The organism is Methylomonas sp. 11b (assembly GCF_000515215.1).
Taxonomy (GTDB): Bacteria; Pseudomonadota; Gammaproteobacteria; order Methylococcales; family Methylomonadaceae; genus Methylomonas.
In genome coordinates this window covers 1,278,468-1,292,687 of record NZ_KI911557.1, presented here as the reverse complement: position 1 = coordinate 1,292,687, position 14,220 = coordinate 1,278,468, and the positions used below count along the sequence as shown (strand labels likewise).

Sequence of the window (14,220 nt, the reverse complement as noted above, 5' to 3'; positions counted from 1 at the left end):
CGATATGAAGTCAGTACAAGGTACCACGCAAGATCCGCCTGAGAGCGCTAAGACCGAATCCGAGGAGACGCCGTCTGCGGAGCAAGATCCCGCCATTCCGACAGAAATTAATGGCCCGAAAGGGCCGGAGCCTACTCGCTTTGGCGATTGGGAGCGTAAAGGTCGTTGCGTCGATTTTTAATAACAAATTATTTTTCAACTTTAAATAACAGGGTAAATCATGTCAGCAAACAGACCACTTTCGCCCCATCTGCAAGTCTATCGATTGCCCTTAACCGGCCTGGTTTCAATCACCCATCGCATGACCGGGGTGTTTCTTTCCATGGGCTTGGTGCTATTTGTCTATGTGCTGTTTGTTATTGCCGCCGGCGAAGGCGCTTACGGTGCCATGCAGGCATTTATGTCGTATTGGCTGTTTAAGCTGGTGTATTGGGGCTTTATTTACGCGCTATTTTTTCATTTGGTGCACGGTATTCGCCATCTGATTTGGGATTTTTGCAAAACATTCGAGCGGATGACTTTGGATAAATACGCAGTTTACGAGCTGATTGCTTCCGCTTCGTTGACACTGATTACCTTTGTGGTTTCTTAAAAGAGGGCTGGTTATGGATTACAAAGCAACATTGGAAAAAGCCGCTGATTTTTTCTCGGTACATAGCGGCTCAGGTCATTTTTGGTACCAACGCGTCACCGCAGTGGCCTTGGTGCCGTTGTCAATCTGGTTGATTGTGTTACTAAACAAAGCCTTGAACGCGCCGTATGCAGATACTGTCGAGTGGTTATCTTCCCCGCTAAATACCTTGGCAATTATCGCCTGGACCGTGGCAGTGGTTTACCACGCCGCTTTAGGAGTGCAGGTGGTGATTGAAGACTATGTGTCTACTATCCCCGTCAGACACTTGGCGATACGCGCCACTAATCTGATTTTTTTAGTTTTGGGTGTCGCGGCATTACTCGCGATTATCATCATTTTTTTCGCAAGGTAACTCATGGCCTCAGCATATAACATCATCGAACACCAACATGACGTCGTGGTGGTTGGCGCCGGCGGAGCCGGCTTGCGGGCTACTTTCGGCATGGTGGAAAAAGGTCTAAAAACCGCTTGTATCAGTAAAGTGTTTCCTACTCGTAGTCATACTGTGGCTGCACAAGGCGGGATTAGCGCCGCGCTGGGTAATATGGGCGAAGACGATTGGCGTTTTCACATGTACGACACGGTGAAAGGTTCGGATTGGCTGGGCGATCAAGATGCCATCGAATACATGTGCCGGGAAGCGATTCCAGCCATTATTGAATTGGAACACTACGGTGTACCGTTTTCCAGAACCGCGGAAGGTAAAATCTACCAGCGGGCTTTTGGCGGTATGTCCACTCATTATGGCAAAGGTCAGGCACAAAGAACTTGCGCGGCGGCAGACGTGACCGGGCATGCGATTCTGCACACTTTGTATCAACAGGCTTTAAAGCACAACGCCGAATTCTTCGTCGAATACATCGCGCTGGATTTGATTATGGAAGAGGGCGAGTGTCGCGGTGTTCTCGCCTGGTGCCTGGATGACGGATCGATTCATCTGTTTCGCGGGCATCAAACAGTAATGGCAACGGGCGGCTATGGTCGTACCTTTCTATCTTGCACCTCGGCGCATACGGTTACCGGCGACGGCAATGGCATGATCTTGAGAGCCGGTTTGCCTTTGCAAGATATGGAGTTCGTGCAATTCCACCCAACCGGTATCTATGGTTCCGGTTGCTTGATGACTGAAGGTGCGCGCGGGGAAGGCGGTTATTTGACCAACTCCGAAGGTGAGCACTTCATGGCGCGTTACGCGCCGCATGCCAAAGACTTGGCTTCACGCGACGTAGTCAGCCGGGCGATTACGGTGGAGATTAACGAAGGACGCGGCATCGGTCCCAAGAAAGATCATGTGCATTTGCATTTGGAGCATCTCGACCCGGCCATCATCCATGAGCGTTTGCCCGGCATCACCGAAACCGCCAGAATTTTTGCCGGTGTCGATGCGACCAAGCAACCGATTCCGGTGTTGCCGACCGTGCACTACAACATGGGCGGCATTCCGACCAACTACAAGGCCGAAGTCGTTACGTTGAAAGACGGTAACCCTGATTATGTGGTTCCTGGCTTGATGGCCATCGGCGAAACTGCCTGCGTTTCGGTGCATGGCGCCAATCGTTTAGGTTCTAACTCTTTGTTGGATTTGGTGGTATTCGGCCGGGCGGCGGCGATTCGTTGCACAGAGCTGATCAAGCCGGGCATGCCGCATAAGCCGTTGGCAAAAGACGCCACGGATCACGCGCTATCGCGTTTCGACAAAATCAGAAATGCCAATGGTAGCCGCACAACCGCGGAAATCCGTATGGATATGCAAACCACTATGCAATCTAAAGCGGCGGTATTTAGAACTGAATCCACGCTAAACGAAGGGATCAAGGCGATAGGTGAGATTGCCGCATCGTTTGACGATGTAAAAGTGGGTGATAAGTCACTGATCTGGAATACCGATTTGGTGGAAACACTGGAACTGGATAACCTGCTCGGTCAAGCGCAAGTTACTATTACTGCCGCCGGTAATCGTCAGGAAAGTCGGGGTGGTCACGCACGCGAGGACTATCCGAAACGCGACGACAAAAACTGGATGAAGCACACTCTGACCTGGCGGGAAGACAATAAAGTCAAAATCGACTACCGCCCCGTCCACCTGTATACGCTCACCGACGAAGTAGAAGTCGTTGCGCCTAAAGAGAGGGTTTACTAATGGTTGAATTTACACTGCCCAAAAACTCGGTGATTAAAAAGGGTAAAACCTATAAAGCCGAAGGCGCCACCAACATCCGTAATTTCGAAGTTTATCGCTGGGATCCTGATTCCGGGGAAAATCCGCGCATCGACACCTATGAGATTGATATGGACCAATGCGGACCCATGGTGCTGGATGCGATTCTCAAAATTAAAAATGAGATCGACAGCAGTCTGACGTTTCGCCGCTCCTGCCGCGAAGGGGTCTGCGGCTCGTGCGCGATGAACATCAATGGCAAAAACACGCTGGCGTGTACCAAAGCGATTAGCGACTATAAAGGCACCGTGAAAATATTCCCGTTGCCGCATATGTCGGTGGTCAAGGATTTGGTCGCAGATATGACGCATTTCTTTGAGCAATATACGTCTATAAAGCCCTGGTTAACCACCGAGTCCGCAGCACCCGAGAACACAGAACGTCTGCAAAGTAGAGATGAGCGGGCTAAGTTGGACGGCCTGTACGAATGCGTACTCTGCGCATGCTGCTCAACCAGTTGCCCAAGCTATTGGTGGAACAGCGATAAATATCTCGGACCGGCGATTCTATTGCAAGCCTATCGTTGGTTGGCCGACAGTCGTGATGAAAATGATAAGGAACGTCTGGACGAGCTCGATGAGTCGTTTAAATTGTATCGTTGTCACACCATCATGAACTGCACCGATACCTGTCCTAAGGGGCTTAATCCGGCTAAGGCTATCGCCGAAATAAAGAAGCTGTTGGTGGAACGCGATCATCTGTGAGCGAAAACATCAATAAACTGCGCTGGCGTTGCCGGCGCGGTACCCTTGAGCTGGATTTGATGCTGCTCAGGTATTTAGAAAATCGTTATCTCGCCGCCGAGCTTTTGGAACAGCAGACATTTTTGCGAATGCTGGAACTTGAAGACACGGAGCTGATGCGATACTTGATGGGTGAACAATTGCCGAACGACGACAGTTTGAAAAACCTGGTCTTGGTAATAAGGGCTTTGCCGGTTTAAGCTTTGCTAAAATGCTATCTCGACTGCTTATCGATGATTGAGGCTACAATCTGGCTTCAAAATCGATGCTTTCTATCATGCAAACTGATCTAACGTATTAACAAACCTCAAATAAATTCTCCTTTACCTGTCTTGTGGCTGATAAAGTCCCAAGATTGTTCAAAAGTCATTTAAATACTATTCGGAATGAAAAAGAGCGACTTTAATTACCAGTTGCCGGAGCAACTTATTGCCCAGTATCCGCTGCCGGAACGGAGCGCCAGCCGATTGCTACGTCTGGATAGACAAAGTGCGGCAATTACAGACTGTCAGTTTGCCGATTTTGTTGACATGATAAGCAGCAACGATTTATTGGTTTTTAACAATACCAAAGTAATGCCGGCTCGCTTATTCGCAAATAAGTCAAGCGGCGGTAAAGTCGAAATATTGATCGAGCGTATCGAGGATGCTCATACAGCGCTTGCTCATGTTAAAGCAAGTAAGTCGCCAAAGACCGATGCCTTGTTGACCTTGGAGAATGGCGAGGTGTGCAGGGTTATGGGTAGACATAACGATTTATTCAGGCTGCGGTTTGAAGCGGAAGCAGGCTTGTTGGCACTATTGGACGAAGTAGGGCATATGCCGCTGCCGCCCTATATTAGCCGTGTTGACGAAGCGAGCGACTTGGATCGTTATCAAACCGTATTTGCCGAGCAATTGGGTGCCGTGGCGGCACCCACTGCCGGCTTACATTTCGATCAAGCAATGTTGGATCGCTTAGATCAAAAAGGCGTAGCGCGCAGTTTCGTCACTTTGCACGTCGGCAGCGGCACGTTTCGCCCGGTACGCGTCGAAGACCTATCCGAGCATGTGATGCATAAAGAATCTTATAGCGTCTCTCAAGCTTGTGTGGACGCGGTAAATCAAGCAAGGGCCAGAGGTGGTCGGGTCGTGGCTATAGGTACCACGGCGGTAAGGGCTTTAGAGTCAGCGTCACGCAACGGCGGTTTGCAAGCTGGATTCGGCGATACCGATTTATTTATTACGCCAGGGTACTCGTTTAAAGCGGTGGACGCTCTGCTGACAAACTTTCATTTGCCTGAATCGACGTTGTTAATGTTGGTTTCGGCATTCGCCGGCTATGACGCAGTAATGAACGCGTATCGGCATGCTATTGATCAGCGGTATCGATTTTTCAGCTATGGCGATGCGATGCTAGTTATCTGAGCGCTTGCTCAGCCAGGGTTTTATCTGCTCCAACATGTGGAGGCATCTAATGTTGCGCTCGCTACCGTTTTGCTGCCGGTATTATCTATTAATAAGGTACCGCATTTATCACCGGCTTGGGCTCCGGCTGGAACCGCGCTCAAGGTATAGCTACTGGAGCTAGCAGCACTAATTGTTACCGTGTAAAAACTGGCGGTTTCGGTTGGGATTGTGAAGATTGACGGTGCGCCAATATCGCCCGTTGTTGTTCCACAGCCGGTTACCGCAGTGCCTCCCGCAGCGGCGTCACAAAAGGTATTGGCTTCCGTAAAACGTCGCTCCATGGCATTGGTTAATCCGAGCAATACGCCTTTGACATCCGCTCTTCGCGATTTGCGTACACTCTCTTGATAGCCAGGTATTGCGACGCCGGCAAGTATGCCGATGATCGCCACTGTAACCATTAACTCTATAAGAGTTACGCCTTGTTGTGTTTTGTTCATTTTAATTTTGACCGGTTTGGGTTTTATCGTTTATTGAAATATGTAAGCCTGTTATCTCATATCGGTTTAATTCAGTGAATACAGGCAAATTCGTACGACTAAACCCCGATTAACCAAAAGTCACAGGCATTAAATTCTTAGTATCAGACTAATTCCAAAATAAGCTCTCAACAACTTAGCTATTTATCTCAATTGGCGCCAAGAAGTTCTTTTGCCGCCACCTCCTCCGCCTCCGGGGGGATTGGGCGTTTTAAATGACTTTTCACCCGTTCCGTCACTGCCGGATCCGATGGCGTGATTTTCAACAAAACTTAGGTTTGTAACTAAGCCAATGCCCATGTCCCAACCTGAAGCGGCAACTAATTTACCATTGATTAACATATAATCATTCACGTCAACCTTACCATCATTACCGAATAGATCGAAAGCGGGTGTTGCCGGGCGTTTTCCTGTAGTTGCCTCAATGGACATCTCGCGGCTTACGCCGCCACCAGAGCATGGATCAGCGCTGGGAATCATCGTTGAAAAAATAACCAAATCTTCATACATCACCGGTGGACTAACCACTCTTTCACCTTGCAAGATATTGGTTGGTTTTACGAGATTCATTACCCAACCTTTTTTGAGATTGGTTGCACTACAGGTGGTGGTGAGAGTGTCGTCGTCTGTTGAAGGACTTGTAGCCGCCGAATAACACACGGTATTTCTGGAAGTTACCCGTACCACTCCTGTGCCCGCAGTGCCAGTAGAGTTAACCGGTACGCTTTCGTAGGTAATGGTTTGTTCTTGTAGCTTTGCTCTGTCCGTAATAGTGCCAGAGTTATCATCCCACAGACCGTAAAAAGACTGAATTTGCGGACTGGCTGGCAAGACATTGTCTGTGGTTTCAAAGTATTTGCCAGTGCCGAAATAAACCATAATTCCACCGGTTTGCTCTGCACCAACTGCGCCGATATTTGGTTTTCCTGTAATTGGTTGACGGTTTGCCGACGGGCACGAAGTGCCTGAGGTTGTGCATGCTACAAAGAGCGGCGAATTACTGTTGGCAATAGCCCAGCTGGTTGCGGAAGAAGCGCTCACGTCGAATTCCCAGAAGTTTCCGTAGAGATCTCCAGCGTATATGGTGTCGGCAATTTTGTCACCGTCAGTATCTACAGCTTTTGGTGATGAAAGACCATTTTTTTTCGCGGCGTCACCGACACCGGTATCAAGTTTTTTGATTAATACGCCGGTTTTGGCGTTGAGTATATATAGCACTGCTTTACCCGCATCGCTGTTATAACCATTCGCAACGATAACCGCCCAAGTGCCGTCTTTCATTCTAGCGATAGCGGGTTGACCTATTGTATAGCCTAGGTCATTGTCATCCGTGCTAGTGAACTCCCATAAAACGCTGCTGGCGCCAAACGTATCCGGATTAGTGATGTCGAGAGCGAATGCGGCTCTGCCTCCGGCTCCTGTGACACCTGCGAGAAGGGTGTGCCAGCTTGAGTCGTAATATACGTCTCCAAAGCTTGACTTACCGTCAACAAAATACTGATGGGTGTATGTGAGTGATGTCAGCTTACTTAATTCCGGAAATAGAGCATTCGGAATATAGGCAAAAACTTCTGTACCGCCGGAAGTAATCGATCCGGCGTTCTTTTTGGCGTCGAACCCATGCAGCATGCCGTCATTGGCTCCTACGTAAATCATGGGTCTGCGATTTTGGTAACTCGTGCTGGCTCGAAATGAAGTGTAGTCGCTACCTTCTGCACCGGGTAAGGAGCTGTATCCGAAGTCATCGGTTCCAACATAGATGGGGTCGGAGTTTACGATGTCGCCGAGCTTATTGGTATCAATCGAGCCATTTGCCAGATCAGTGCTGTTTTCCAGGAAGGTGCCATCAAATTGCTTGATTCTGTTTCTAAAGTTTTCGCTGCCTAAACGCAGTTCTTTTGAGTTATCCCCTCGCAGCCAATTCAGTCGTAATTCTCCTTTGCCGTCAGCTGTGCCGAAGACTTGGTTGAGATAATCCTGTTGCGAACTACCGGTCGGCGTAGTGGTCAAGTTCGCCCAAAGAAATTCCATACCGCGTGCACCACTGGTTACAGTTGGATTGAGGGTATAAATTTTACGACTACCGGCTGTTGGTAATTTTGTAGCAGCATCCCAATTAAGATTATTTGTTTCAAGTTTGCCTGTAGTTTGATTGAGTGGTATGGCCAACAAATGACCACTCCAGTCACGTGGGTCGAATTTGGCTTGATAAACCAATGTCCCTGAATTTAATTTTGCGGTATTGGCGGCTACTGCCGAGGACGAACTCACGTTGCTGAGTATTTTGGCGAAAGCTTTTCCCAATTGTTCGGAAAGTTTACCTGCATTGGTTACCAGAAAATAACCGTCCGGAATACCATTTTTATCTTCGTCCCATTCATTTTGGTCCAGAATACCATCTTTGTTTTTGTCGCTTACGCCCCATTTCGCTGCATACCATAGCGGGTCGTGTTTCACGAAACTGGCTGAAGTTGTAGTGCCGACGGTAAAAGTCCGGGTTGCAGTTAGCGGCAAGGCTGTGTTGTCCGACCAAGTGCCACCAGGAAATTGGCCGGGAGGCGTATCAAGGAAATAGTCGGTATCGCTTCCTGAACCAGTGTCTTTGTCACGGACTTCCAAGTAGACCCCGTCCTTGGTGGTACCGGAAATAACGTAACCCATATGCTGGACTATACCGCCAGCAGCATAGGTTGAATTAAGTTCAACCACTACCTGATTTGATGCATTGACCGTAAATGTGTATTCCACAATGGCATCCATATCATGATCGGCGGCTTGCTCGACGTCCTCGTAATTTATGCGAAATTTTCCGTACGGACGTCCGCCGTTAATGGAGGTATCTTTATTCCCTGTTGTCACACCGGATACAGGTTCTACCGTGTTGACAATCTTTTCCACATAAAAGTCTACGATCTGATTGGTGGGTTGAAAGCTGGTTGAGGTCGCGGTGATGCTGGAGCCCGCTACGGATTTTGCGAACGGTACCAAGGTTACTATCTTACCGTTTACCGGTATTTCGATTCTGGGGAGCGGTGAAGCCAATGCGACGGCCAAAGTATCGGTCTTCTGGTCGCCGGTAGCGGCATTTAAGTCGGTTTCTCTGCCGTGCAGAGCAATGCTGCCAGCGTAAAAGCCACCTAATTTGGTAGGTTCTTCCGGCGCTAAGCCACGGATATTTTTAAAGCTGCTTGCCGATTTTGCCGTGGGGGCACCGTCGCTGACAATCCCCGATTGACCGATAAAAATATTGCTCGATTCGGATTCGTTACCCCATATTGTATCGGCTAAGGTCGATACATTCAGACCAGACAAATCACCTGAGAACGACGAGTCAAAATAGCTGCCGGGCAACTGATTGGTATCGTAGGATGCGTTTATATCGCTTATAACCAGTTGCATCGGTTTCGCACAGCTCAGATATTTACCGCCTGTATTTGAATATGGATCAAGCCAAGTCGGCAAAGGCAATCCCAGTGTTGCATCAGGGGTATCCGTGGCTGTGATGGAGTAGGCTGAGGTGGGGGCTGCTTTACCAGCAAAATAGCGCAAACCCTCGTACATCATTTCCGCTATAGGGTTACCCCATTCGGCTGCTTCACCTTCCGTTATTGCGCGCGTGGTAATCCACCCAGAAGCGTAAGCGTGATCCGAGTAGTTGAAGGTGTTGATACGGAGGTTGTTGATTGTCTTGACGATACCGTTGGTTGTCGTAAATATGCCTGTAGTAGGGTCTACTTCGTTGGTGAAAGATTCTATGTTTTTCCTGAGTACGCCGCCTGAGATGTTCTTTTTATAAGAACCGGTCAGCAAGCCAAATGCCATCGAGTCATTTTCGCCATAGGTGTGTAGCAACCCTGTGGGTTTATAGGTTGTGGTTGATCCACTTTTGTAGGCTTTGCAGTTGGCTTCCAATTTGCCGGTTTCGCAGACGTTAACATTGACACTGTAGTCGGTGATGCTAGAGGCGGTATTCGAGGTGTCCCAGCGCAATACGAAGCTGTCGTCGCCGTAAGCCTCCTCGTGGTGGTATTCAATATCGTAAGCGACACCAGCGGTGAGATGAATAGTGCCATTATTAGTATTGCAATTGCAGACGCCATGGCCTCCGTAATATCCTGCCACTACCGTACCGTTAATCAATACTTCTACTGCATCGTCGCCATCTACCGAAAACTTGTAATTGAGACTGGCAGGAACAGTGATTTTTCCTTTTACAACGGTTAAATAACGTTCGGTACGTTCAGGATTACCATTGGCCTCCAGTCTAGTCATATTGTCAGTGAGGCGTAAGTTACCGGTGGTGCCGTAATTAGTAACAAATGTTGCATACTCCGCAGCGCTCGATGGATGGGCGGGAGCAGTATCTCCGGTTCTATAAGTTTTTCTCACCAAATTGCTGAATACTATATCGGGAACTACCGACCAGTTAGAGCTACCCGTGGTTGCACAGGCTGTACGGCTGCCGTTATCGCAATCGCTACCGGCCACGGGCCGTTCGATGGAAAGCCATTCCCAAACGCGGTAGGAAGTATTATTTAAGACGCGCATCAAGGGTTGGCCGGTGTAACTTAAGGACACATTTGCAAATAGGTGGCTTTTCCCCGTAGCGGGCTCGGCCAACGGTGTGTAGTCTGAGATAAGGTATCCCGGGTTATTGCTAGGATTGTATTCCTTACCCCATGAATGGGCATCTTGAGGGATAAATGAGCGTTTGAGTACGGTCTTCGAGGTGGTGTCGTCGCCTCGGTAACCGCCATATAGTACCTTGCGGAGAGCGTCAATACGCGCGGTTGTAATGTAGTTAAGAAAATCACCGCTCCAGTCGCCGTCCACCGATGAACAGGTTTTATCAGTAGCTGATGGTGTTTTTGCTTTCGGTGTAAAGTATCCTCCGTCGCTGTCCGCGTAATCGTAACAACGATGCGAGTCAAAATACCCGAAGTAGTCGATGCTTGGTTTATAGCCAACGTCAATTAACCCATCGCCGTTAAGGTCAGAAGCATCGTTATAGGCTTCGTAATAGAGCTTGTGGTCGCGACCCATGGTCAGCATGACAATAGGTGGAACGCTCGAGGTTAGAAATAAGGGTTGTTGAGAAATACCTGCCGAAGCGTTGAAGCTTGCTAGCAATGTCTGAGACAGAATCAGCAAAAAATAGGCTTTTACTTGGCGTTGCTTAGTTTTCATGATTTTGCCCTCTGCGTGTTTCTGTTTGCATATAAATAGTCAGTATGACTAACTAAATTTGGTAAATAGACTGGAGCATGACGATAGTGTCTGCTGTGCCGCCGGTTGCTCTGGCGGTAATTCGATAGTTATGTGTGCCGGGACATGCCGCAGGTGCGGGTAAGCAGCCCAAATCTTCAATTATGTAACGGGGATTAGCGCTGAGGTTTGACAAAACGCCTGTGTAAAGTACCGAATCATTGTCGTCCCAACTTATGCTGTCCCAAACTTCCAAGGTTTCCGCAGTAGCTGTGTTGCAATCTTTATCGCGTGGATTGAATCTGCCGGCGGCTTTGCTGCAGGTATAGGTATGTGTATTTAGCCAAGTTTCCCCGGCTTGCAAGGCGGACTCCGCCGCTTGAAAGGCAAGATTACGGTCACGCATATTGCCGGCCATTTTTTCTTCCAGACTGGTGACATTGGTGCCCGTCACGCCAATGATCGTCAGAAGCATCAGCATGATTAAGCTGACGATTAGCACCGCACCAGTTTGTTTTATTTTCGAATTATTCATGGTGCCACCTATTGCAACCGATTACGCACTGCAAGCGTCGCGTTGAACACGCGGCGAATTCGCCGGTCGCCGGGGTTGATGCCTGTGTTCCCGTTGTAATCGTAAGTGAGGGTTTGCGAGGCTAGATTCTCGCTGGTGCGCGCCAAGAGTGAGATACGCACGCTGGCGACATCGGTGATATCGGTGACGTTAGCTGCGGTTTTATATTGGTTGGCTACACCGTCGGCATCGGTATCTTCGCCATAGAGAATTTGCAGGTTTTCTATGCCATCCAATATTTCAACAGGATTGGCGGCACTTGCGGCTTTGGTGTTGTCGTATCGCCAAAGAGCCGGTTCGCCGCTTGCGCCTGGGCGGATGAAATAGCTGTATGCGCGGTACGCAAAGACTTCCGAGCTGGTTTTGTAGCACGGTGGGGAAGCGCAAGTTGCCGGCAAAGACACCGCATTGTGCTTAATAAGTGTCGAGGTAGTGCCTGTGGTGGCCCGGAAAAGGTCGGCGTTGCTACAGCTGGATATTAAAACCGGATCACCATCAGCTATGCCGCAGGTATTGGAACTGGAAATTTGTATATCCGAGGTTGCGCTTGCCATATCTGCTGACAAATAACCGCCGCAACTTTCACCGTAAACCACCGTTATTACATCGGTGCCAGGGGTAATCGGAGTGGTTAAACCTGACAAGGCCGTCGGTAAGGCTGGGGACCAAGTAGCCGTGGCCGGAGATGCCTCACTGCCGTTGTAGCCGACGATAACAGAGGTGGGCGTTGGTGCAATAATCGGCGCGGCAGCCGTATTGGTGGGTGTTAAATCGGTGATGGAAATACAGCCTTGAAAACCGCTTAAACGTAAGTCTTTGCTGAGTATTTCCAACGCATAACGGCTGTTTTCTTGTAACCGGGACAAACCTTCCTGCATCCCGTAAGTCTGCTTTGCGTTAACGAAAATCTTAATTACTCCGCCTAATAGGAATGCGCCAAGAAGCAGCGCAATCATAATTTCTATGAGAGTCATGCCTGTTTGCAGGAAATGGATCTGATTTTTTTTCATGGCTGAAAACTCATTACAAACCGTTGCGTCGCAGCCCCATCGTGGTCGTCATCCCACCAAATTTTTACCGCATACGCATCGCCGATCCCGTCGCAGTTATGAGCGGATTTTGAATTTCCGTCCCCCGGGGTTTTGTCCTTACACACTACACCTTCGCCGCTAGGTAATTGATTTCTTAACTGGTCGTTCCATTGTTTTAAATCGTAACCAGCCATTTGTGCTGGTGTGCAAGTGTTCGTCAAGCAATCGTTATTGGTTTCTGCTTGATTGTTGTAGTTACCCACTGCATTTGCTCGTACTCGGTCAGCTATATCGTAAGCAAGCAAAGTGGCCTGTGAGCGAAAATATGCACTTTGATTGTTTCGTAGGCTTGTGGATTGCAAGCCAGCCAGGCCGAGCAAACCCAAGGCAAGTATCACCACTGCGATCAAGACTTCTATTAACGTGAAACCGTTGGCTGTTTTCATGGGTGACTAAAATGGGGGTAAGCAAGATGTAATATTCGAGGCGGTGCTCGCTACTGTGTCAGTGTTGGGTATGCCGTCATTGTTGGCATCTAGGCCCATGCGCACTCGACCTATGGAGTTGACAATAATTAATCGGGAAGTGTTTGCTTCCGGCGTGTTGTTACCGTCGCTGTTGTTACAAATCACAAAGCTGCCATTGTTATTGCTTTGCCCGGATGGAGTAAATCGAATGAAGTTGCTGAAATTATTTCCGCGTAAGGTATAGGACGGTGTTAACGCTGCATAAGTCTTGAGAAGCACATCGTTTCCAGTGTCGAACTCTCCATTGCCATTTGCGTCCGTGAAAACATCCCAACCTTGCTCCCAATTAGCTGAGGCCCACGCAGTTTGACCGACGTTAGTCGATGATTTGTCGTCAACTTTGCGCACAGTCACCGATCTGCCACGTTTTACCGCTTCGCTTCGAGCCAAATTCAATGCTGTGACCAATTCGTTGGCTGATGTGGTTAAACGGTTGTTGCTGATAATCGAAGTGAAGTTTGGAATTGCAATACCCACCAGAATGCCGGCGATAGCGATGGTCACCATCAGCTCGACCAGCGTGAATCCTTTAGATGTTTCGGTGAATAATTTTTGCATAATTTATTGGATTGTGACTCACGTGGTTGGGCGGAAATGAACTCAAACTCTGTTGCTGTTATTTGCCGCTCCGACCTACGAGAAGTGCATTTCTACTGCGCGAACGGGGAAGCGGTGGCTCGTCAAAATCGAATTTGAAGATAGCACAGGATTTAACAAAGTTATGCGAGTTAAACCACAATCGCAATGTGAGTGTTTGCAGATGTTCGCCAAAATGGCGATCTCGGCAATGAAGTGTCTTAGATTTTTAAAATGAGTGTTTTTCGGCAAGATCAGCTTTCTCTAACTACAATCTTAACGGAGCTTAGCTACAATCACAGCAATGTAAAATTCTAATCAGGTGAACTGGCAATCGCAGTTTGCACGGGTTTAACAGTTTTAAATTATGTTCGATAAATTTGGAGGAGAAAATTGTGGCAACAATTCTTGCTGTAGACGATTCCGCATCAATGAGGCAGATGGTGGCGTTTACCTTAAAAGGCGCGGGTTATAACGTGGTGGAAGCTGTTGATGGAGCGGATGCCTTGAACAAAGCCAAAGCGCAAGCTTTCGATTGCGTGGTTACCGATGTGAATATGCCAAACAAGGACGGAATTGAGTTGATTAGAGACTTACGCGCTTTGCCCAACTACAAGTTTACGCCAATGTTGATGCTAACCACTGAGGCGGGAACGGATAAAAAGCAGCAGGGCAAAGATGCCGGTGCAACCGGCTGGATAGTGAAGCCATTCAATCCAGACCAGCTCTTGAAAACGATCAAAAAAGTGATGGGCTAAATATCCGCCTCTTCAGAGACATCGGCA

At 48.5% G+C, this 14,220-nt stretch carries 14 protein-coding genes; 8 read left to right on the top strand and 6 right to left on the bottom strand.

All coding sequences use genetic code 11. The annotated features are described in order from the left end of the window. The first annotated feature begins 4 nt into the window (after nt 1-4). The 7 genes from METH11B_RS26275 to queA all read left to right on the top strand — a co-directional run bounded on the left by METH11B_RS26275 (nt 5) and on the right by queA (nt 5,001). Nucleotides 5-181, top strand: coding sequence for a DUF1674 domain-containing protein (locus tag METH11B_RS26275; protein WP_231499588.1), 177 nt, complete (start codon nt 5-7; stop codon nt 179-181). Nucleotides 182-220: 39 nt separating this feature from the next. Then, nucleotides 221-592 carry a succinate dehydrogenase, cytochrome b556 subunit gene (sdhC, locus tag METH11B_RS0105965; RefSeq protein ID WP_036275646.1) on the top strand — a complete coding sequence of 124 codons (372 nt, stop codon included), beginning with the start codon at nt 221-223 and terminating at the stop codon, nt 590-592. A gap of 13 nt (nt 593-605) precedes the next feature. Beyond that, a complete protein-coding gene (gene sdhD / locus METH11B_RS0105960) occupies nt 606-986 on the top strand; it encodes a succinate dehydrogenase, hydrophobic membrane anchor protein (RefSeq protein WP_026601243.1) in 381 nt (126 codons plus the stop codon). 3 nt (nt 987-989) lie between these two features. Continuing rightward, nucleotides 990-2,774: a succinate dehydrogenase flavoprotein subunit gene (gene sdhA / locus METH11B_RS0105955; protein ID WP_026601242.1), complete on the top strand. Its 1,785-nt coding sequence runs from the start codon at nt 990-992 to the stop codon at nt 2,772-2,774. Beyond that, the gene (locus METH11B_RS0105950; RefSeq protein WP_026601241.1) at nt 2,774-3,556 is read left to right on the top strand and encodes a succinate dehydrogenase iron-sulfur subunit; all 783 of its coding nucleotides are present in this window, start codon (nt 2,774-2,776) and stop codon (nt 3,554-3,556) included. The genes sdhA and METH11B_RS0105950 overlap by 1 nt, the downstream gene beginning before the upstream one ends. After that, nucleotides 3,553-3,795: an FAD assembly factor SdhE gene (locus METH11B_RS0105945; protein WP_026601240.1), complete on the top strand. Its 243-nt coding sequence runs from the start codon at nt 3,553-3,555 to the stop codon at nt 3,793-3,795. The genes METH11B_RS0105950 and METH11B_RS0105945 overlap by 4 nt, the downstream gene beginning before the upstream one ends. Before the next feature lie 186 nt (nt 3,796-3,981). Then, nucleotides 3,982-5,001 (top strand): tRNA preQ1(34) S-adenosylmethionine ribosyltransferase-isomerase QueA, encoded by a 1,020-nt coding sequence (gene queA, locus METH11B_RS0105940; RefSeq protein ID WP_026601239.1) that lies wholly within the window; start codon nt 3,982-3,984, stop codon nt 4,999-5,001. 20 nt (nt 5,002-5,021) lie between these two features. Here the strand turns inward: queA and METH11B_RS26270 are convergent, their stop codons facing one another. The 6 genes from METH11B_RS26270 to METH11B_RS0105910 all read right to left on the bottom strand — a co-directional run bounded on the left by METH11B_RS26270 (nt 5,022) and on the right by METH11B_RS0105910 (nt 13,417). Continuing rightward, nucleotides 5,022-5,483: a type IV pilin protein gene (locus METH11B_RS26270; RefSeq protein WP_081733758.1), complete on the bottom strand. Its 462-nt coding sequence runs from the start codon at nt 5,481-5,483 to the stop codon at nt 5,022-5,024. A 183-nt stretch (nt 5,484-5,666) separates the two neighbouring features. After that, entirely contained in the window at nt 5,667-10,709 is a 5,043-nt protein-coding gene (locus tag METH11B_RS0105930; protein WP_026601237.1) for a PilC/PilY family type IV pilus protein, read from the bottom strand. Between the two features lie 52 nt (nt 10,710-10,761). After that, nucleotides 10,762-11,262, bottom strand: coding sequence for a pilus assembly PilX family protein (locus METH11B_RS29385; protein ID WP_026601236.1), 501 nt, complete (start codon nt 11,260-11,262; stop codon nt 10,762-10,764). An 8-nt stretch (nt 11,263-11,270) separates the two neighbouring features. Continuing rightward, nucleotides 11,271-12,311: a PilW family protein gene (locus tag METH11B_RS0105920; RefSeq protein ID WP_026601235.1), complete on the bottom strand. Its 1,041-nt coding sequence runs from the start codon at nt 12,309-12,311 to the stop codon at nt 11,271-11,273. After that, nucleotides 12,308-12,778 carry a type IV pilus modification protein PilV gene (pilV, locus tag METH11B_RS0105915; protein WP_026601234.1) on the bottom strand — a complete coding sequence of 157 codons (471 nt, stop codon included), beginning with the start codon at nt 12,776-12,778 and terminating at the stop codon, nt 12,308-12,310. Before pilV ends, METH11B_RS0105920 begins: the two co-directional genes overlap by 4 nt. A gap of 6 nt (nt 12,779-12,784) precedes the next feature. Further along, on the bottom strand, nt 12,785-13,417 hold the full coding sequence (locus METH11B_RS0105910) for a GspH/FimT family pseudopilin (protein WP_026601233.1): 633 nt from the start codon (nt 13,415-13,417) through the stop codon (nt 12,785-12,787). 413 nt (nt 13,418-13,830) lie between these two features. On the opposite strand from METH11B_RS0105910, the gene METH11B_RS0105905 reads away from it, so the two are divergent. Beyond that, nucleotides 13,831-14,193 carry a response regulator gene (locus METH11B_RS0105905; protein ID WP_026146892.1) on the top strand — a complete coding sequence of 121 codons (363 nt, stop codon included), beginning with the start codon at nt 13,831-13,833 and terminating at the stop codon, nt 14,191-14,193. The last annotated feature ends 27 nt before the right edge of the window (nt 14,194-14,220 follow it).